Here is a 20,040-nt window from a genome sequence, read left to right on the forward strand (position 1 = left end):
TTTAATTAGAATGCACGAAATATATCAATGGCAAGAAATGCGTTAATTGTATTTCTCGACTCCACACACCAGAGGGTTACATATGCTATTTAATGGCGATTTGACAACTGAATGTCCAATAAGACAAAAAATCCGTGATTTTTACCGTATTGATGAAAACGCGGTAATTGATCATATTTTGCCTTTGGCTGAAGTAGGCGTGAAAGCGCGTAGCCGAGCGTGGGAACGTGCTCGTCAAATGGTTTTAAATATCCGTCGCGATCAGGATGGTCAAAGCGGTGTAGATGCACTACTTAACGAATTTTCATTATCAAGTGAAGAAGGCGTTGTTTTAATGTGTCTTGCTGAAGCACTACTACGCGTACCAGATAAAGCAACGCAAGAGTCGCTAATTCGTGACAAGCTTGCTAAAGGTGACTGGAGTTCGCACTTAGGTAGCAGTGACTCATTATTTGTAAATGCATCATCTTGGGGTCTGTTAGTAACTGGTAAAATGGTTAACTACAGCGACAAGTCTAAAGAACAACAATTTGGTGTGCTGAAAAAGACCATTGGTCGCTTAGGTGAGCCTGTTATTCGTAAATCTGTGAACTTCGCTATGAAGATCATGGGTAAGCAATTCGTTATGGGTCGTACCATTGACGAAGCGATTGAACGTGCGGCAGATAAAGAACAAAAAGGCTACGTTTACTCATACGATATGCTAGGTGAAGGCGCTCGCACAATGAAAGATGCAGAGCGTTACTTCAACAGCTACATGACGGCTATCCATGCAATTGGTAAAGCGGCAAATGGCCGTGGTCCTATCAAAAGCCCAGGTATCTCAGTTAAGATTTCTGCAATTCACCCACGCTATGAATTCACTCATCGCGAGCGCGTAATTGCTGAAATCGTACCTAAGTTAAAAGAACTTGCCCTTGCAGCGAAAAGCTACGACATCGGCTTCACTGTTGATGCTGAAGAAGCTGATCGTTTAGATATCTCACTAGATGTTATTGAAGCTGTATTTAGTGATGACGATTTAGGTAACTGGAATGGTTTTGGTTTAGCTGTTCAAGCATACCAAAAACGCGCTATTTTTGTGGTTGAGTGGGTTGCTGATCTTGCTCGTCGCGTTGGCCGTAAATTAATGGTTCGCCTTGTTAAAGGTGCATACTGGGATACAGAAATCAAAACTACTCAGCAAGATGGTTTAGATCACTACCCTGTATTTACTCGTAAAGCGACAACTGACGTTTCTTACAAAGCCTGTGCTATCAAGCTACTTGAAGCACGTGATGTGCTTTACCCGCAATTTGCAACACACAATGCTTACACTGCAGCAACTATTTTAGAAGTTGCTAAAGGCGACCACGAAGGCTTTGAATTCCAACGCCTACACGGTATGGGTGAGTCGTTATTCGACCAAATCGTAACCCAAGAAAAAATTCAATGTCGCGTTTATGCGCCTGTTGGTCAACACGAAGACTTACTTGCATACTTAGTTCGTCGTTTATTAGAAAACGGTGCTAACTCATCATTCGTAAATGCGATTGTTGATACCACTAAGCCTGTTGAGTCACTTTTACCTGACCCAGTAGAAACACTGCAAGGTTTACGTAACAAGTACAACACGCAAATTAAAATGCCAATTGATTTATATGGTGAAGAACGTGCTAACTCAAAAGGCATGGACTTAACTGATATCAATGTCATCACTCCATTTAAAGAAAATCTAGATGCGTGGTTTGCAGAGCATCGTATTGATTTAAATGATGTGCCTGAAGGCTCTCTAGCAGTGAAGAATCCAGCAAATCACAAAGAAGTGATTGGTCATGTAAAACTTCACTCTTCTGAAGAGATGACAGCATTATTAGAAAATGCAGAAAAAGCATTTGAATCATGGTCACAAACACCGGTTAAAGAGCGTGCTAACTTACTACGCCGTATTGCTGATATTCTAGAACGTCATCACGATGAGCTAGTTGCTATCTGTATTAAAGAAGCGGGTAAAATTACCAAAGATGGTATTGATGAAGTTCGTGAAGCCGTTGATTTCTGCCGCTATTACGCAGCTCGAGCTGAAGAATTAGCACAAGATGAGCGTTTTGAAGCACGTGGTGTAATCTTATGTATCAGCCCATGGAACTTCCCATTAGCTATCTTCTTAGGCCAAGTTGCTGCTGCAATCGTGACTGGTAACACAGTTATTGCAAAACCTGCTGAACAAACAAGCTTAATTGCCTTACGTACTATCGAGCTTATGTTATCTGTTGGTTTACCTGAGCACGTTGTACAACCTGTTATCGCACGTGGTAGCGATGTAGGTAAAACAATTGTTCCTGATGAGCGAATTCAAGCTGTTATGTTCACAGGTTCAACAGAAACAGGTACGCTTATTTCGCAAACACTTGCTGCGCGTAACGATATTCAAGTACCACTAATTGCAGAAACCGGTGGTCAAAACTGTATGATCGTTGACTCAACAGCTCTACCAGAGCAAGTTGTTGACGATGTGATCAGCTCAGGTTTCCAAAGTGCCGGTCAACGTTGTTCTGCACTCCGTGTGTTGTTCTTACAAGAAGATGTTGCTGATGGCATCATCGAAATGCTTAAAGGCGCATTAAAAGAGCTACATGTTGGCGATCCTTCGTTACTTTCGACTGACATTGGTCCTGTAATCGACGAAAAAGCACTGAAAAACTTAAATGAACATGTTGAATACCTAAAAGGTAACGCAACACTTCATTATGAGTGTGAAATTCCTGATAACAACGAAAATGGCGCTTATTTCTTTGCTCCTCGTCTATATGAGATCAAAGACTTATCTGTGCTTAAACGTGAAGTATTTGGCCCGTGTGTACATATCATCCGTTTCAAAGGTACAGAGCTTGATAACGTGATTGATCAAATCAATGGCACTGGCTTTGGCTTAACGATGGGTGTGCATTCACGTATCGAAGAGCGTTGTGAATACTTAGCGAAAATGTCGCGTGCAGGTAACGTTTACATCAACCGTAACATGATTGGTGCGATTGTTGGCGTTCAACCTTTTGGTGGTCGTGGTCTATCAGGTACTGGTCCGAAAGCAGGTGGCCCTAACTACTTACAACGTCTAGTGAAAGAGAAAGCATCACCAGATAACGTGCAAATGACAAACCTAACACCTGATGAGCTAGATACTCACCACTATTCAGGTGCGGCTGAGCAAGTTGCTAAGTTAATGGAAAACTCATTACGTGATGAGAAGATCTGGCGTTCAACACCGTTAAATGACCGAGTTTCGGCTGTGCGTCAATTACTTGCTAAAGTTGCAACCGTTGAAATCATTGATGAGCTTGCTGATGACTTAGCATTAACCCTTGCTGATGCACGTGCGCAGCTTAACCGTCTTGAAAAGCACATGCGTAAACACACTGTGTTGCCTGGACCTACGGGTGAGTCAAACACGCTACACTTAGAACCACGTGGTTGCGTAGTATGTTATGCAGATAAGAGTACGTCATTTAACTTCTGGGCAATTTCTATTATCACTGCACTTGCGGCTGGTAATACTGTTATCACTGTTGCTTCAGAGTTGTTCTATGACGAAGCTGTGGCGTTTAAAGATAAGTTTATCTCAACAGGTATTGCAGAGGGTGTATTCCAAGTAGCTAAACCTAATCAGTTACAAGCTATTTTAGCGCATCCTCACCTTGCTGGTGCCGTTGTTGCTGCGCGTTCATCTCGCTTAGGCTATTTCAGCCAGCAGTTAGCACAACGTAAAGGTGCAATCCTGCCGGTAATTAGCTCTGAGTACTACGATACGCTAATCAAACGTCTACTAACTGAGAAAACAATCAGTATCGACACGACAGCGTCAGGTGGTAACACATCACTTATGACATTGGTTGAAGACGACGAGTAAATAAGTTTATCTAACTTATTGTCACTTCTAAGGGCCTCCAGCTTATCAGCTGGGGGCTTTTTTTATAGTCGTTTTTAAGGTTGCCCTGCAGTTTAAAACACCATTAAGTACTATTAATATTTACTGGAATACACATTTTCTGCTAGTTTAATAGTATTGTATCTGAGCAGAAGTAAAGGCCTTGAAAACACTCCCTATCAATCAACTTAAACCTGGCATGTTTGTTCACGGCGTGACAAAACAGACAGGCAAGATCCGTATAAAAAACCAAGGTTGGGTAAAAACACAAGGCAGTATTGATAAGCTTAAGCAAGCTGGTATTTTAGAAATTGAAATCGATCCTGATAAAACGCTAAATCTTGATAGTGACAATAAAATCACTGAAAAACCAAAACCTGCAGCACCAGCCGTCTCTTCTAAGCCATTCGATCCATGGCACACTACGCACAGTATGTCGGCAGAGATGACAAAAGCAAATAGTCTTTATACAGAAGCCAAATCACTCCAAAGCAAAGCATTTGCAGACATTCGAGAAGGAAACAAAATTGATGTTGCCCCTTTTCAAGAGCTAGCAAGCGGTTTTATCGATTCTGTGTTTAGAAATCAAGATGCATTAACCTGTATCACTCGCATGCGAGAAAAAGATGCTTACTTACTTGAGCATTCAATTAACGTGTCTATTTTGATCAGCATTTTTGCAAAGCATTTAGGTATCGAAAAATCGATTATTCAAGAACTTGCCACCGGTGCATTACTTCATGATATCGGCAAAATTAATATCCCCGATAAAATACTCAATAAACCAGGTAAATTGACTGATGAAGAGTACCAACTCGTTCAAAATCATGCGCGCTTTAGCAAAGAAATATTAGAGCAGTCTGGCCTCAGTGGTATTGCCGTTGATATTGCAGGCTTTCACCATGAGCGCTTAGATGGTAGTGGGTATCCTTTTGGTAAAAGTGGCGATGAAATAAGCCTGTATGTACGTATGGCCTCGATTGTTGATGTGTATGATGCATTGACCGCAGAAAGAGTCTACAAGGCAGGAATGGAACCAATCAAAGCATTCAAAATTTTAAAAGATGGCTGCCCAGATAGTTTCGATGGTGATTTGGTCACTAAATTTATTCAATGCATTGGTATTCACCCAGTTGGCACATTGGTAAGGCTAGAAAGCCAAAAACTTGGTGTGGTTACTCGCAGCAACCCAACAAGCCCACTTAAACCTCAAGTGAAAGTCTTTTATCACGCTAAACATACCCGATATACAGAAGTACAAGATATCGATTTAGCAAACAGTCGCTGCCACGACAGCCTTGAAGCAGCGGTCAGACCGAGTGAATTTAACATCGATCTAATCCGTTTTTTCAAAAGCTCTATTCTACCTTAAGCTTGACTCATCATGACTGGCTACTCAGGCCAGTCTTGCAGTGCTTTTAAAGTGAATTCATAGCCATCATAGCTAAGTAAACTCTGCTCTGGCGTGATTTCGATTAACGATAACACACCGATATTATCACCTTCATAAAGCTCACGACCATTGAGTTTTATCCAACGCTTTGATGGCTCAGATGCGTAGATATGCGCTTGGTATTTAAGTGTTGGAATTGCATTTTGAATAGACTCAGGGAGCAGCTCTATCGGATCAGCATAAGACGAACTTTTAGTACTATGCGTTACCTGCGAAGAACGTTGCTGGTCAACATCCTGAACCGCTTGCGCAAAAGCTTTTTTTAACGAATCCGACACTTCGTTTAACTCATCATCTGGCTTAGTTTGATTATTGGCGTTCTCATCAAGGGGCTTACCAAGTACCTTGTATTTACTGTAATCAATACCATTACTATTTGTCGGCTGTGGTGCAGCTTGCTGCATTTGCATCGGTTGCGAAAACTGTGGCTGCGGCTGATAAGCGGCTTGATTTTGATACACTGGCTGAGCATATTGCGGCTGTGCTTGATTTGCATAAACTGGCACTGTGTTTACAGGCACTTGTACCCATTGGTACTGCTGAGCACCTTGTACAGGAACTTGCTGCATCATGGTTTGTTGCTGAGGGGGTTGTTGCATCATTTGCTGTTGTGCCACCACAGGTTGCGAACCAGACGGTACTTTAGCTACAGAGTTATCTGTTTGAAGTTGCTCTTGATCTTTAGAACCCGCAACATTTTCAGCTGTCGCACTGGGTACTTTTTCATTCTCATTTGCTAGTACTGGCTGCTCAGCAAATGGCTTACTTTGCTGTAACCACTTACCAATCGAAAAACCAGCCATTAGCGTTAAAATTGCAGCCAGTAATAACCCAAATGAAAAGGCTAAACGCTTATAGCGTGTTAACTCTTGCTGCTGTTTAAGTTGTAAAGCAGCCTGATCGTGATCAACGGCTGTTTGCTCATGTTGAGCCGATTGTTTTATTGCATCTAAAAGTAATGACATAATTGATCACTCGTTAAATTAGGTAGGATAAACCAATACCCATTCCTAATACGGCTAAAAATGAAACAGGATAAAGCCATACATAGCTCGGCTCTCGAGCACCTTTAGGTATAACCTCAGTGCTGGTTGGCGGCAATGCCTCTTCGGCCGAACGCATCACAAGCTCACTGTCTATGGTAAGTTTTTGCTGCGAAAAAGCCCCCACCAAACAACGCTCACACAATAAATTGATTAATCTAGGTACGCCTTGAGTAACTTGATAAATCGCTTTTAACGCATCACCTGAGAACAAGGCTTGCTCAGTGCCCGCTTTAAACAAGCGGTGCTTTACATAGGCAAATACTTGCCCTTCAGTCAGTGGCAGTAGGTGGTAACGTGCCGTAATACGCTGGGCAAGTTGTCGAAGTTCAGTACGTTTTAAAAGCTCCTGTAGCTCTGGCTGCCCTACTAACACAATTTGCAGCAGCTTTTTGTGATCGGTTTCGATGTTGGTCAGTAAGCGCAACTGCTCAAGCACATCTGGTGCGAGTAATTGCGCTTCATCAATAATTAAGATGGTATGGCCACCAGCTTGGTTATTTGCCTCAAGGTGCTTTTTAATCACATCAGTGAGGGTTTTTAATGTCGCGTTGTCACTGTCGTAATCTATTTTCAGTTCGTCGCAAATACTGGCAAGCAACTCTAGCTGCGACAAAGCTGGATTATGGATTTGCGCTACTTGGGTGTTTTCAGGCAACTGCTCGTGCAGGCTTCTTATTAATGTTGTTTTACCTGTACCGACTTCACCTGTTAATAGCACAAAGCCACCCGCTTCACCGAGTCCATAAGTAAGGTGTGCCAACGCCTCTTTATGGCGTTCACTCAGAAATAAATACTCAGGATTGGGGGCAATCGAAAAAGGTTTTTCTGACAAGCCGAAATAGCTTAAATACACCGTGATATTCCTTGCGTTTAAAATCACCGCCTATAATGGCAAAAAACTACGCTACTTAAAACCTTGTTCGCATTTTATTGAACAAATAACGTAAAATACTGAAAACACAAAATTGAAGGTGATCTATGCAGGTTTATTTAGTCGGTGGAGCAGTCAGAGACGCTCTACTTGGTCGTGAAATTAAAGAACGCGATTATGTGGTTGTCGGCGCCACACCTGAACAGCTAATAAACCAAGGTTTCCAACAAGTTGGCAAAGATTTTCCGGTGTTTTTGCACCCAAAAACCAAAGAAGAATATGCGCTTGCTCGCACCGAGCGCAAACAAGGGCAAGGCTATACAGGGTTCATCTGTGATTTCACTCCAGAGGTAACTCTAGAGCAAGATTTAATTCGCCGTGATTTAACCGTCAATGCCATTGCTCAAGCCGAAGATGGCAGCTTAGTTGACCCATTCGGTGGTCAAGATGACATCAAAAAGCGTGTATTACGTCATGTATCCGATGCATTTAGCGAAGACCCATTACGGATATTGCGTGTAGCGCGTTTTGCTGCTCGGTATCATTACTTGGGCTTTACCATTGCCCCCGAAACTAAACAGTTACTCATTGCTATGGTTAAAGCGGGTGAGCTCACAACTCTCACTGCAGAGCGAGTGTGGTTAGAGTGTGAAAAGTCATTAAGCGATGGTGCATTTAGCGATTTTTTAAATGTTCTTGCAAGTATTGGTGGCCTGAGTGTGATCAGTGCAGAGCTTGAAAAACAGTGGAATGAGGATACTTATAAAACACTCAAAGCTCGGTTCGATTATGCTAATAACCATCAGTTGCATGATACTGCACTCTTATTCAGCCAAGTAACGCTAAGTTTATCTAGTCAGGAAATTAACAGTATCGCAAATACAATTCGCTTACCGAATGAAGTACGCGTTCTGGCTATTAACGCGCAAACCCATCAAGCAGTTTTAGCTAGCGAACAGCCTAGTTGCGACGAGGTTTTTAACTGCTTTAACCAGCTTGATTTATGGCGACGCCCAGAGCGTTTTCAACAGGTACTTAAAGTGTTAGAAATCAGTTTACAGCACCCCGTACCATGCCATGAGTCGTTAACACTTGCTGCAAACCAAGCAAAGGCTGTTAACCCTCAGCAATTTATCGCACAAGGTATTAAAGGGGCCGATATAAAAACCGCGCTCGAACAAGCGCGGCTCAGCGCCATTAGTCGTTACTTCTCGTAACGTACAAGGCGTAAATAAATATCCGATGTTTTAGCATGTAAACTGTTGATACCTTTATCAAACTGATACACCCACGCTAAATCACTGCGAGTTATACCGGATGTGCTACTCCAGTAGTTTTGCAGCTTAGTTGATAAAAATACTGTTTCGTTAATGCTAGGCTGCACACAACTATGCTCTAAGATGCTTGCAAGTTCTTTAATATTGGGAACATGCCAATCAGAATAACCAGCGAATGTAGCATTTTTAGCACCTCGTAGCGCTTCACCCCATGTTAATTGCTGGCTGGTGCCTTCACATGCATCAATATCGCTATTATAGCTTTGCCCAAAAGTACAACGTTGCCACATCAAACCCGTTTTAATATCGCTAACAGTACCATCGATATGCGTGACAAAGCGGCTTGTTGGGGTTGTTTCGGTTGCTGCATCATAACAGACCTGAGCACTGACAATGCTCGGTACACTAACCAGTAAAGTAACGGCTGCAGATAGATATTTCATCATTTTACTCTCCCGGAGTTCTTACTAAACGCACAAAAGCCGTGTTGCCTTTTGGATAAGCTAAGTCATTCGCGTTACTCATATTTATGATATACGCTTGCGACAAACTGGTACCATCCGCTGCAGTTTGTGAAGTCCAGTACGGCATGAATGCACTGCCATCAGTACTTAATTGCATTGCATTTGGCTGATTGGGGAAAAACTCAGTTGATAGTAAACTTGTACCACCTTGTTTAGCATAATCGAGTAACCCGAGTAACTCAGTATAAGTAGGAACACGCCAATTCGTTCCGCCGCAGAAGTCAGTGGCATTCACTTCATTTACATAAGTTTGTAAACCACACGATGTTGCACTTGGGCAAGTTGAATTTGCAGCGCCTTGAACGCTGCCTGCTTGAATGCCGTTTGAAGTCGTTAAATACCAAGTATAGTGGTTAGTCGCAGCGCGAGTTGTTGTGGCTGGAGGCAGTGCTGTGCTTGGGGATTTTACTTCCCAAATTAATCCTGTAACGTTATCTCGAACACAACTAAATGTGGTCGCATCATCAGGTAGTTCATCAGCAAATTCATTCATTTTTGTGAAATCGAATGCTAAATCGCCCTGACCAATTTTATCCAGTTGGTTTGCAACGCTATCGCGACCAAGATCCGCATCTTGATCTGGAAAATCAGCGCTCTTACAGTTTATTTTTTGTGAATTGTTATAGCAATCACTCATGCCAGTATCGTTAATTAAACCAAGCGGTTTTGGGCTAATATCGATAGTCACCGTGTCGGTGTCACTACGCGATTTACTGTCTGTTACTGTTACTTCAAAGCTAAGCTCGGTATCGGTATCAACATCAGGGGCAACAAAAGTGGTAATACACTGATTTTGATTAGCAAGAGTGACTGTTTCGCCACTCATTTGCTGCCAAAAACACTCTTTTGTTGCGGTAACAATTTCGCTACCACTGGCATCAAGAGTGACCGTATCAAACTCAATTACTTGTTGATCTTCACCGGCATTGGCAATAATCACTTCAAGAGTTTTGTTTAAGGTAAATGTTTGCTCGGTACTGGCTGAACCGCCTTCGTCATCAGTCACCGTGAGTCGCCAAGTAATTGGCGTATTTGATTCAAGTAATGGGTGGGTAAAACTGATTGTTTGATTTTCAAAGCTATCAACGATGAGCTCTGGGCCATCGAGTTTATTCCAAAGATAGCTGTCAACGGAGCCATTTTCGTCAATATCGATTGACTCTGCACCACTGAGTACGATTGTGTCGTTATATTGTGATGGCAGCTCTTCAGGGGCAATTTGAGTGATTACAGCGACCGGCAATTGATTATTAGAGGTGATAAAAATACTCACCTCGTCAGAAACCAGTTGCCCATCCGTCGTTTGATAATTAACTCTCAGAATAAGCTCTGAGTCTAATTTAATATCAGGAGCAGTCAGTGTTTGCTCAGCACCTTGTGCTGGAAAGCCTTCAATAACAGGACCACTGACGCGTTGCCATGTAAACGTACCATCAGCGGGAGAGCCCTTCGCAGAAACGGTAAACTCACTTTTTTCGATAATTTGCTGATCAAGACCTGCATTAACAGTCGCTGCAAGTGGGGTTTCACTTGAACCACCTCCTCCGCCACAGGCCGATAGTGCCGTTAATGCAACAAAGGTAAGAAGCACTAATCTCATATTTACCACCTTAAATTAACCACGCCAATTTATTAGGAACTGACAAATAAGGAAGTAATAAGCAAATTAAGTGCCAAGCTAAGGGTTATAGGTAACTTTCTTGGTGGATACGGACAAACAATTTGGTACCGACTTTACTGTAGTCTACTTTGTACTCTCTGCCATCAAGGGCTTGAATAAACAGTAATCGCTTTTCTTCTGCAAACACATCAGTGCTTGAAATATAAACCATTTCTAAATAACGTTCTTTGGCTTCACGGCGGTTTTTTGGCAGTTCATCTTTGAACGGCTCTAGGCCATTTTGGGTCACTTTAATTCGTGGGTGAGTTTCGCCATTGACGATCACCAAGTCGAGCTTCTTATCTTTATGAATAATCGTGTTGCGACCGCTTTTAATAAAAGCACGTTCTTGACTCATAGCCTGTTCCTACTTACTACCACCTACTGCTCATTATTTAAGCGAGTATTAATAAACTTGTTTGGGTTTAACTTCCAACGATTTAAATCTGCACTAAATTGCCAAATGTCAGTATCAAGAACATTGGCAGGCAATAATAAATCATATCCAGTCAATTGCCTTAAATGCTGCGTGCGATTAGCAAACATAGCAATCAATCCTTTGTAAAGCTGACCACTTGGGGCAGTGTATTCCGTGTCTTCTATAAGCCATTCTGATGGGCAATCGCCATTTTTGCAATGATTTTTAATAACTTGCATAAATAAATGACGTTGCTCTATCAATAATCGCCCGGCAATTCTGGGAGGGAGCTGCGTTAAAAATTCATCTATATTATTGAGTTTAATACCAACTGCGTTTAACTCAAGGTATTCGAGGTCTAGATGCACTTTTGGTATACCACTTTGGTAAAAATTATCGCGATTCAACTGCCAATTGCCAGCTTTATGATGAAAAATAAGTAATTTCCCAGAAAAAGTAAAACTATAATATGGTTCTTGAGTCTTTAAAAAGCCAATGAAAATAGCGGCAATACAACTTGTTGCTAAAAATATTTCGATAATGCTGATCTCACCAGGCCTAAGCAGGTTAATCAACATAATAAACACCAACCCAATGCCCCCAACAAGTAAACATTCAATACCATGTCGAGATGCTTGGGCTCGCACTCGCAAAATAGGGGCTTGCTTATCCATAAAACGAAAAATAAAAAATAAACATAACAATAGTGACCAAAACTATCTTTCGGATCGTTAAACAATAGTTACACTTTGGTTCTTTACCCACACCAAAACCTCTCTTTTCATCTCATAAAAGGAACAAATTTGCCGAACTTTTAACTTTTACGCCAAATTCACAAATAAACGAGATATCTGACATACGTGGCACGTACTAATTTTGTACACTACTCTCAACTAATTTTCTGGTAACACGATGATGTATTCTACACAATCCGGTAAAGCTCTTTTTCCTTTTATTATCACACTATTGCTAGGGTTATGTATTTATTTGTACTTACCTTCAAGTCAAGGCGAGCAATCAAATTTTGGCGATCGCACAACGCAAGTAAAAGCACACACAGTCACCGCTGAAGAAAACGCAGTGCTTATTGAAGCAATAGGCAGCGCACGTGCCAATCAGGCTATTTACATACGAAGCGCTCAAAACGATTATGTTACTGACATCTTTTTCAATGATGGCGACTTAGTAAGTAAAGGTCAAAAACTCGTACAATTACAAGCACAAGAAGAAGAACTCGCCGTTAAAGAGTTAAGTATCAACCTACGCGAAGAAAAACGCCAATTAGACCGTCTAACCGAGCTTTCACGCTCGCAAGCAACCGCTAAATCGTTATTAGAAGAGCAACTTTCACGCGTAGACGCAACCGAAGCACAACTTGAAAGTGCAAAAACAAAGCTTGCTGAAATGACCATCAAAGCGCCCTTCACAGGATTACTTGGCAAGCGCGAAATTTCTATCGGTACATACGTTAACAACACTACCAACATCACCACCCTTGATGATATCAGCATCATTAAAGTTGATTTTAAAGTACCTGAAAAGTACTTAGCGCAATTACAACTGGGTATGAAAGTGATGACGCAAAATGATGCTTATCCTGATAAAACCTTCACAGGTAAAGTGACCCACATCAGCTCGCGCATAGATTCTGTTACTCGCAGCGTTGAAGTCACCGCAAGCTTTATTAACGAAAGCGGTTTATTACGACCTGGTATGCTGTTAAACACCGCATTGGAGCTAAGCTCAAGTCAGGCATTAATGGTGCCAGAAAAAGCCGTAATCCCTCAACAAGACAAACACTACGTATTCCAAATTGAAGACGGTGTAGCAAACAAAGTAGAAGTACATGTTGCTGGTCGTCATGATGGTTGGGTTGCTATTGATAAAGGTCTTGAAAATGGTCAGCAAGTTGTGACCGAGGGCATTATTAAAATTCGTACCGGCAGTAAAGTTAGTATCAAGGGATAAACCATGAAAATTACAGATACTAGCGTTAAACGCCCGGTTTTTGCGATCGTAATAAACCTGTTATTACTCACCTTTGGTTTGGTGGCATTTTCAATGCTACCACTGCGTGAATACCCTGATATTGAAACGCCAATAGTCAGTGTAAGCACTGACTATACCGGTGCCAGTGCAGAAATTATCGAAACTAAAATCACCCAAGTACTCGAAAATCGCATTTCGGGTATTGAGGGCATCAAAAGCATTAACTCATCAAGCCGTAATGGTCGCTCTAACATCACCATTGAGTTTAATATCAGCCGCGACATTGATGCCGCATCTAACGATGTACGCGAACGTGTAGCCCGCGCGCTTGATAGCTTACCAGAGCAGGTTCGCCCGCCTGAGGTCTCTAAATCAAACAGTGATGAAAGCCCAATCGCGTGGTTCGTACTAAACAGTACCACCATGGATTCATTGCAGTTATCTGATTACGCACAACGCTTTATTGTTGATCGATTAGCCGTTGTTGATGGTGTCTCTAACGTGCGCGTTGGTGGTGAGCGTAAATACGCTATGAAAATCTGGCTAAACCGTAAAGCGATGGCTGCACGCGGCATTACCAGTAGCGATATTGAAAATACATTACGTACAGAAAACGTTGAATTACCCGCCGGTGAAATTGAATCTATTGACCGTGATTTTACAGTACGTACCGCGCGTAGTTATAAAGATCAGCGAGACTTTCGAAACCTAGTAATTAAACGGGGTGAAGATGGCTATTTGGTGCGTTTAGGTGAAGTGGCTGATGTTCATTTAGAAGCTGCTGACGACGAAAGCCTGTTCCGTGGTAATGGCCGTAACATGATTGGTTTGGGTATTGTAAAACAAGCCAAAGCGAACACGCTTACCGTGGTTGATAACGCCCGCGCTGAGCTCGAAAAAATTAAGCGTAACTTGCCAGAAGGCACCACTATTCAAGACAGCTACGACTCATCAATTTTCATCAAAGAATCAATTGACGAAGTATATAGAACGCTTGCGATTTCAATGGCGCTGGTAGTGTTAGTTATCTACTTATTTTTAGGTAATATTCGCGCAACGCTTATCCCTGCTGTGACAGTACCTGTTGCGTTAGTGGGTAGCTTTATATTCTTGCTTGCTATGGGCTACTCAATCAACTTATTAACTCTGCTAGCACTGGTATTGGCTATTGGTTTAGTGGTAGATGACGCGATTGTTATGCTAGAAAATATTCACCGCCGCATTGAGTTAGGCGAGCCACCTTTATTGGCTGCGTTCCGTGGTGCTCGTGAAGTTGGTTTTGCGATTATTGCCACTACCCTCGTCCTCATCTCTGTGTTCGTACCGCTGGTGTTTATGGATGGCCGTATTGGTGCTTTATTTACCGAGTTTGCGATGGCTGTTAGTGCTGCTGTGTTCTTTTCTAGTATTACAGCATTAACACTTTCTCCGGCACTGTGTTCAAAAGTACTCAAGGCTTCTGAAAAAGAGAGTAAATTTAGCCAGTGGATGGATAAAACCTTCGCCAAAATCGAAAATGCTTATCGTAACTCACTTACTTCTAATATGGGCCGTAAGTGGAGCTTACTACTAACCATGATTTTGGCCGGTGTTGCCAGCTTTATGCTATTTCAAAAAGTACAATCAGAGCTTACGCCAAAAGAAGACCGGGGTACTTTCTTTATCATGATGAGTGGGCCTGAGGGTGCAAGTTATGAAAATAACGCAGCCAACATGGCGAAAATTGAAGAACGTTTAATGCCTTACTCAGAGTCTGGCGAATTAAGCCGAGTGCTTGTTCGTGTGCCTGGCTGGGGTGGTCAAGGTGGTGTTGCTATCATTGGCATGGCTGACTGGGATAAGCGTAAGCGCTCAACCTGGGAAGTAATGGACGAGATAAGCAGTAAAATGACCGAAGTAACTGATGTGCGTGCGTTTGCAATTATGCGCCGTGGTATTGGCGGCGGTGGCTCATCACGTCCTATTGAGTTTGTACTGCAAGGTAACGATTACGACCAACTAGCCGATTGGCGAGACCGCATTATTAAACGTGCAGAGAAAAACCCTGGTTTGGTAAGAATCGACCATGATTATAAAGAAACATTCCCGCAGTTTTTAATCAACATTGATAAAAACAAAGCAGCGGATTTAGGGGTTTCGGTGTCTGATGTAGGCCGCACTCTCGAGACCATGTTGGGGCAGCGCCGCGTAACAACCTTTATTGACCGTGGTGAAGAATACGATGTGATACTAAAAGGTACTAAAGAAGACTTTGCGAACCCGACCGATATCTCAAATATCTACTTAAAATCACGCAGTGGCGAATTAGTGCCGCTAGATAGCTTAATTAGCTTAAAAGAAGAAGCCACAGCATCACGTTTAAATCGTTATAACCGTATGCGCGCAATTACGTTAAGTGCAAACTTAGCCGATGGTTATACCCTAGAAGAAGCGCTTAACTTCTTAAATCAAGTTGCCGCTGAAGAAAACGACATCGATGGTGCAATTGACTATAAAGGTGAGTCGCAACTGTTCTATGAAGGCGCATCAGCAATGACCTATGTGTTTATTCTTGCGCTCACAGTAACTTTCTTAGTTCTTGCTGCACAGTTTGAAAGCTTTATTCACCCATTTGTGATTATGTTGACTGTTCCGCTTGGCTTAGTCGGCGCATTATTTGGCCTTTGGTACACAGATCTCACTCTGAACATTTACAGCCAAATTGGTATCGTAATGCTGATTGGTTTAAGCGCGAAAAACGGTATCTTAATCGTTGAGTTTGCCAACCAACTGCGTGATAAAGGCGTTGAATTTAACGAAGCGATTACCCAAGCGGCAACGCAGCGTTTACGCCCGATTATTATGACCTCACTGACCACAGTGATGAGCTCGGTACCACTGGTACTTGCAAGTGGCCCGGGTGCAGAGAGCCGTATGGTAATTGGTGTGGTGGTATTTACAGGTGTAATAGTGGCAACCTTACTAACTCTATTTGTTGTGCCAGCAGCATATACTGCCCTAGCCCGTAATACTCAGTCGCCTGAGTATTTACAAAGCAAGTTAGAACAACAAGCTAAAGACAAACCGTTGGAAGAAATTTAGAACTGTCTTTAAGCAACAATAAAACGCCGTCTTTACGGCGTTTTGTTTTTTCGGCTATAGTCAGCAAAACAGTGAGGGAATAAACGATGGATAACAACATACAAATAGCTACTTTTGGCGGTGGCTGCTTTTGGTGTATTGATGCTGCATTTAGACGAGTGAAAGGCGTGCTTAATGTCAGTTCTGGCTATGCAGGCGGTGAAATTGAAAACCCAAGTTATCAGCAAATATGTACTGGCTTAACGGGTCATGCTGAGGTTGTTCAGCTCGATTTTGACAGCAGTATTGTGAGCTATAATACCCTTCTTGAAATGTTCTTTACTTTACACGATGCCACACAATTAAATCGACAAGGCAACGATGTAGGCACACAGTATCGTAGTGTTATTTATTATCATACTGAGCAGCAAAAAGCTGAAGCGCAAACAATGATAGCAGCTTTACAGAAGCAAATTCGTGAGCCAATTGTCACTGAGCTTAGCCCAATATCGAACTTTTACCCAGCAGAGCAATATCACCAAGACTATTACAATGAAAACCCGAATCAAGGTTATTGCAGTATCCTTATCGCGCCTAAACTTGAGAAATTCGGTCAATACTTCGCTGATAAACTAAAATGAAAAAAGCTCGCTAAGTAGGTAGCGAGCTTTTAGACGCAGAACTAATAATTTTCCTTATTATTAGAACTGATAACGGGCACCTACAAACAAGCGGCGCTCGGCCGTGTTGTAGTAATAAAATTCGTCGTTGATGTAATCACCATCTAGGTCTGTACCATAGGCATCAACGGCGTTGTACTCTTTATCGAATAGGTTTTCTACACGTAGTGACACAGTTAAGTTGTCAGTTGCTTGGTAGTGACCAACTAAATTCCATAACGTATACGAAGGTAAGTGCGTTAACTTGCCATCACGGTCACCACGGTATTGCATATCAATACCGGCATCAAAATCACCCCATGCTTTATGTAATGACCAATTCACACTGTGGTTTGACACATAGGTTAGTGACTGACCGGTTTCGGTATCTTCAGCAGAGAGGTAAGTGAAGTTAAAGCTGTGATCAAAGCCAAACACTTGGTTTTTAAAGCTAAACTCAACACCTTCATGGCGAGCTTCGTTTATATTAGTGGGGATCCACTGCCCTGATGCATTTGGCGCCCAGGCGATTTTTTTGTCGATTTCGCTGCGGAAAATCGCAATATCAAGGCTAATATCATTCACATTGAGTGATAGGCCTAGCTCTTGGTTATCTGATGTTTCAGGGTTTAACTCTGGATTACCCGAGCCTGGATAATATAGGTCATTAAAAGTTGGAGATTTAAAACCAGTACTTTGACTTACACGGAATGTGGCGATGTCATTTAAGTGATAGCCAACAGCGGCTGTGTAAGTGGTTTCATCACCAAACTGCTGGTCATCATCTTGGCGAACAGTTAGGTTTGCAAGTACTTGTTCATCATCATAATAAGCGCCAATGAACGCAGCGAATACTTCACGGCTGTCTTTTAAGTAAGTACCTGAGTTAGTGTTTACTTCATCTTTATACCAATTTAAACCGCCGCTTAGTGTTAATGCTTGATTGAAAAAGTATTGGCCATTGTAATCAATTTGCTCACGCTCAGTTTCAAACTTATCGACCACCGTTGCGCCTGTGTAATCAATACGTGAGTCATCTGAACTATCACTTGATATGGCAATATCGATGGCATGGCTGTGTTTGTCGAAAGTTTTTTTCCAGCCTAATGATGCTTGGTAATTTTCGAACTCACCTTTTTCTACCGTGCTGTCTGCTGGGCTATAGGCACTATCGTATTGTGCTTCGCCTTCTGAGTATTGTGCTTGCGCTAAAAACTCACCTAGTTGCTCATTTTGATAACCTAGATTAAAGCCAAGGTTTTTGTTCTCGTAGCCGTCTTCATCTGGCGCTAAACCTTGCAGCACATCAAAGCCATCTGTTTTTTCATAGCCGGCATTAACAGCAACATCAACGCCCGCAAACTGACCGCCTGTCGCCACTTGATACTCTTGATAAGCATCTGAGCCAAAAGTGACATCTAAAGTCGTATTTTGTGCTTTACGCGTAATGATATTGATCACACCCGCTAGCGCATCAGAACCATATACAGCAGCACGTGAGCCTTTTACTACTTCAACACGTTCAATACTGTTTAAAGGAATATTGCTAATACTTTTATAGCCAAGTGTTGCTGATCCTGTACGTACACCATCAATTAAAATAAGCGTATGGCGAGAGCTTGCACCACGTAGTGAAACACCTGAGCTTTGCCCAAAACCACCATTGGCATTAATTTGAAAGCCAGCTTGAGTTGCCAGTAAGCTTGGTAAGTCACGAACATAACTTGCCTCAATATCAGCACGGTCAATAACTGTAACACTAGCTAATACATCATTAATTGATTGTTCGAATTTATTGGCAGTAACTGTGATGTGCTCGATTGATTGCTCGTCAGCAGATACAGAAAAAGACAACGCAGCAGCAATCGCTACGCCTAACGCAGATTTATTTAGCATGATATCCCCTAGCCTGTGCCCACCGCACACGCAAATAGTAAGTTACTTCAAGGCCGGTCTCCGGACTCTGCGTATGTATGGCATACACATTACCGTTGCGGGGGCAGTGTTGGCATTGTTTTCTCCCTGAAAACGCACCAACTTCCCGATTATCTTGCGACTATTTCACCCTTTGAAATAACACGTATCTTTGTAGATACAGCAAGCACCTTGAAAATAGGCTGCTATTGTGATGATTTTAGGGAAGAATGTCAATGGACGGCTATACCGCTAAAGACAAATTTTAAGCTGTAAGCCGTAAGCCGAAAGTAAAAAAGCCAATCAGCATGCTGATTGGCTTTTATCAAACAAATAATTACCAGAAATACTCATGAGGTTTTGAGTTTCCTAACGGAAAAACAATTCCTTCTGGGTCAGCACCATTCATCACACGCTTGCAAAGTGCTTTATTTAAGCGTCTTCTTGGCTTAGTCATCGTCATTTTTACCCACCAACTTGGTGTTTGTTGATAAAAATAAGTACTGTGTGGACCTGTGTATTTTCTGTTTATTTTACCGTATTTATTACGGTCAATTGTTTTGTTTTTTACTGACATAAATATCCTCTAGCTGAAAATAGCTAGAAGATATCTTTTTCTCTGTAACCTAATATTCGTCTCATGATACGCTCCTTGTAAAGCTCAGAAACTTACTGGCTTACAGCTTAAAGCCATAAGTTTTAATCGCGGAAGTTTTTGAACTGGAATGGTTGACCTAAATCAGCAGTACGAACAACTTGCATTGCTTCTTGTAAATCATCACGTTTTTTACCAGTTACACGTAATTCTTCACCTTGAATCGCGGCTTGTACTTTGATTTTTGAGTCTTTAATTAACTTAACGATTTTCTTCGCTACGTCTTTTTCGATACCTTGCTTAAGTGCAACGTCACGCATTACGTATTTGCCGCTACGTGACTCGTCTCTTAATTCAAGGCTAGATACATCCAAACCACGCTTTGAAATTTTTGCTGCAAGAATGTCAAAAAGTTGCATCACTTGCTGTGGTGCTTCAGCTTTTAACTTAATTACTTTGTCACTTAGTTCGATTGATGCATCAACACCACGAAAATCAAAACGCGTCTCTAGTTCACGCTTTGCATTATCTACTGCATTCTGCGCTTCGTTCATTTCTACTTCAGAAACAATATCAAATGAAGGCATGGGGTTCTCCTAACATAGTCTTTTTTAAATTCGTTTATGGTTGGCAATTATAACGCTTATTTGTCGATTCTTTCTATTTTTAT

General features: G+C 41.9%; 15 protein-coding genes and 1 riboswitch. Of the genes, 6 read left to right on the plus strand and 9 right to left on the minus strand.

The genetic code is table 11. The features are described from left to right. The first annotated feature begins 82 nt into the window (after positions 1-82). Both putA and E5N72_RS16070 read left to right on the plus strand, forming a co-directional pair. A complete protein-coding gene (putA, locus tag E5N72_RS16065; protein WP_135926034.1) occupies positions 83-3,886 on the plus strand; it encodes a bifunctional proline dehydrogenase/L-glutamate gamma-semialdehyde dehydrogenase PutA in 3,804 nt (1,267 codons plus the stop codon). 181 nt (positions 3,887-4,067) lie between these two features. Beyond that, the gene (locus E5N72_RS16070; protein ID WP_135926035.1) at positions 4,068-5,276 is read left to right on the plus strand and encodes an HD-GYP domain-containing protein; all 1,209 of its coding nucleotides are present in this window, start codon (positions 4,068-4,070) and stop codon (positions 5,274-5,276) included. 20 nt (positions 5,277-5,296) lie between these two features. Here the strand turns inward: E5N72_RS16070 and E5N72_RS16075 are convergent, their stop codons facing one another. Together E5N72_RS16075 and E5N72_RS16080 are read right to left on the minus strand one after the other, a co-directional pair. Further along, a complete protein-coding gene (locus E5N72_RS16075; protein ID WP_135926036.1) occupies positions 5,297-6,322 on the minus strand; it encodes a general secretion pathway protein GspB in 1,026 nt (341 codons plus the stop codon). A gap of 13 nt (positions 6,323-6,335) precedes the next feature. Continuing rightward, the gene (locus E5N72_RS16080; protein ID WP_135926037.1) at positions 6,336-7,256 is read right to left on the minus strand and encodes an AAA family ATPase; all 921 of its coding nucleotides are present in this window, start codon (positions 7,254-7,256) and stop codon (positions 6,336-6,338) included. A gap of 125 nt (positions 7,257-7,381) precedes the next feature. Between E5N72_RS16080 and E5N72_RS16085 the strand changes: the two genes are divergently transcribed. Beyond that, the gene (locus E5N72_RS16085; protein WP_135926038.1) at positions 7,382-8,491 is read left to right on the plus strand and encodes a tRNA nucleotidyltransferase; all 1,110 of its coding nucleotides are present in this window, start codon (positions 7,382-7,384) and stop codon (positions 8,489-8,491) included. Here E5N72_RS16085 and E5N72_RS16090 read toward each other — a convergent pair. From E5N72_RS16090 to E5N72_RS16105, 4 genes are all read right to left on the minus strand, one after another. Continuing rightward, positions 8,479-8,994: a DUF1566 domain-containing protein gene (locus tag E5N72_RS16090; RefSeq protein ID WP_135926311.1), complete on the minus strand. Its 516-nt coding sequence runs from the start codon at positions 8,992-8,994 to the stop codon at positions 8,479-8,481. The genes E5N72_RS16085 and E5N72_RS16090 overlap by 13 nt on opposite strands. A gap of 4 nt (positions 8,995-8,998) precedes the next feature. Beyond that, the gene (locus E5N72_RS16095) at positions 8,999-10,675 is read right to left on the minus strand and encodes a DUF1566 domain-containing protein (protein ID WP_135926039.1); all 1,677 of its coding nucleotides are present in this window, start codon (positions 10,673-10,675) and stop codon (positions 8,999-9,001) included. A gap of 85 nt (positions 10,676-10,760) precedes the next feature. After that, positions 10,761-11,093 (minus strand): hypothetical protein, encoded by a 333-nt coding sequence (locus tag E5N72_RS16100; protein ID WP_135926040.1) that lies wholly within the window; start codon positions 11,091-11,093, stop codon positions 10,761-10,763. Between the two features lie 23 nt (positions 11,094-11,116). Then, the gene (locus tag E5N72_RS16105) at positions 11,117-11,827 is read right to left on the minus strand and encodes a DUF2982 domain-containing protein (RefSeq protein ID WP_135926041.1); all 711 of its coding nucleotides are present in this window, start codon (positions 11,825-11,827) and stop codon (positions 11,117-11,119) included. A gap of 241 nt (positions 11,828-12,068) precedes the next feature. Between E5N72_RS16105 and E5N72_RS16110 the strand changes: the two genes are divergently transcribed. The 3 genes from E5N72_RS16110 (at position 12,069) to msrA (ending at position 16,843) form a co-directional block, all read left to right on the plus strand. Then, positions 12,069-13,121 (plus strand): efflux RND transporter periplasmic adaptor subunit, encoded by a 1,053-nt coding sequence (locus E5N72_RS16110; RefSeq protein ID WP_135926312.1) that lies wholly within the window; start codon positions 12,069-12,071, stop codon positions 13,119-13,121. Positions 13,122-13,124: 3 nt separating this feature from the next. Further along, a complete protein-coding gene (locus E5N72_RS16115; protein ID WP_135926042.1) occupies positions 13,125-16,223 on the plus strand; it encodes an efflux RND transporter permease subunit in 3,099 nt (1,032 codons plus the stop codon). Between the two features lie 86 nt (positions 16,224-16,309). After that, positions 16,310-16,843, plus strand: a complete 534-nt coding sequence (msrA, locus tag E5N72_RS16120; RefSeq protein ID WP_135926043.1) for a peptide-methionine (S)-S-oxide reductase MsrA — start codon at positions 16,310-16,312, stop codon at positions 16,841-16,843. A gap of 60 nt (positions 16,844-16,903) precedes the next feature. Here msrA and E5N72_RS16125 read toward each other — a convergent pair whose 3' ends face one another. The 3 genes from E5N72_RS16125 to E5N72_RS16135 form a co-directional block, all read right to left on the minus strand. Further along, positions 16,904-18,757, minus strand: coding sequence for a TonB-dependent receptor (locus E5N72_RS16125; RefSeq protein ID WP_135926044.1), 1,854 nt, complete (start codon positions 18,755-18,757; stop codon positions 16,904-16,906). Positions 18,758-18,790: 33 nt separating this feature from the next. Beyond that, positions 18,791-18,945: riboswitch (cobalamin riboswitch) on the minus strand. A 167-nt stretch (positions 18,946-19,112) separates the two neighbouring features. Beyond that, a complete protein-coding gene (locus E5N72_RS16130; protein ID WP_135926045.1) occupies positions 19,113-19,352 on the minus strand; it encodes a hypothetical protein in 240 nt (79 codons plus the stop codon). 122 nt (positions 19,353-19,474) lie between these two features. Continuing rightward, positions 19,475-19,957: a YajQ family cyclic di-GMP-binding protein gene (locus E5N72_RS16135; RefSeq protein WP_063703177.1), complete on the minus strand. Its 483-nt coding sequence runs from the start codon at positions 19,955-19,957 to the stop codon at positions 19,475-19,477. Between the last annotated feature and the right edge of the window lie 83 nt (positions 19,958-20,040).

Source organism: Pseudoalteromonas sp. MEBiC 03607 (genome assembly GCF_004792295.1).
Taxonomy (GTDB): Bacteria; Pseudomonadota; Gammaproteobacteria; order Enterobacterales; family Alteromonadaceae; genus Pseudoalteromonas; species Pseudoalteromonas lipolytica_C.

Coding starts and splice junctions, on each gene's coding strand:
- putA (WP_135926034.1), top strand. CDS start 83: ATGCTATTTAATGGCGATTTGACAACTGAATGTCCAATAAGACAAAAA.
- E5N72_RS16105 (WP_135926041.1), bottom strand. CDS start 11,827: ATGGATAAGCAAGCCCCTATTTTGCGAGTGCGAGCCCAAGCATCTCGA.
- E5N72_RS16125 (WP_135926044.1), bottom strand. CDS start 18,757: ATGCTAAATAAATCTGCGTTAGGCGTAGCGATTGCTGCTGCGTTGTCT.
- E5N72_RS16100 (WP_135926040.1), bottom strand. CDS start 11,093: ATGAGTCAAGAACGTGCTTTTATTAAAAGCGGTCGCAACACGATTATT.
- E5N72_RS16075 (WP_135926036.1), bottom strand. CDS start 6,322: ATGTCATTACTTTTAGATGCAATAAAACAATCGGCTCAACATGAGCAA.
- E5N72_RS16110 (WP_135926312.1), top strand. CDS start 12,069: ATGTATTCTACACAATCCGGTAAAGCTCTTTTTCCTTTTATTATCACA.
- msrA (WP_135926043.1), top strand. CDS start 16,310: ATGGATAACAACATACAAATAGCTACTTTTGGCGGTGGCTGCTTTTGG.
- E5N72_RS16085 (WP_135926038.1), top strand. CDS start 7,382: ATGCAGGTTTATTTAGTCGGTGGAGCAGTCAGAGACGCTCTACTTGGT.
- E5N72_RS16130 (WP_135926045.1), bottom strand. CDS start 19,352: ATGTCAGTAAAAAACAAAACAATTGACCGTAATAAATACGGTAAAATA.
- E5N72_RS16115 (WP_135926042.1), top strand. CDS start 13,125: ATGAAAATTACAGATACTAGCGTTAAACGCCCGGTTTTTGCGATCGTA.
- E5N72_RS16090 (WP_135926311.1), bottom strand. CDS start 8,994: ATGAAATATCTATCTGCAGCCGTTACTTTACTGGTTAGTGTACCGAGC.
- E5N72_RS16135 (WP_063703177.1), bottom strand. CDS start 19,957: ATGCCTTCATTTGATATTGTTTCTGAAGTAGAAATGAACGAAGCGCAG.
- E5N72_RS16095 (WP_135926039.1), bottom strand. CDS start 10,675: ATGAGATTAGTGCTTCTTACCTTTGTTGCATTAACGGCACTATCGGCC.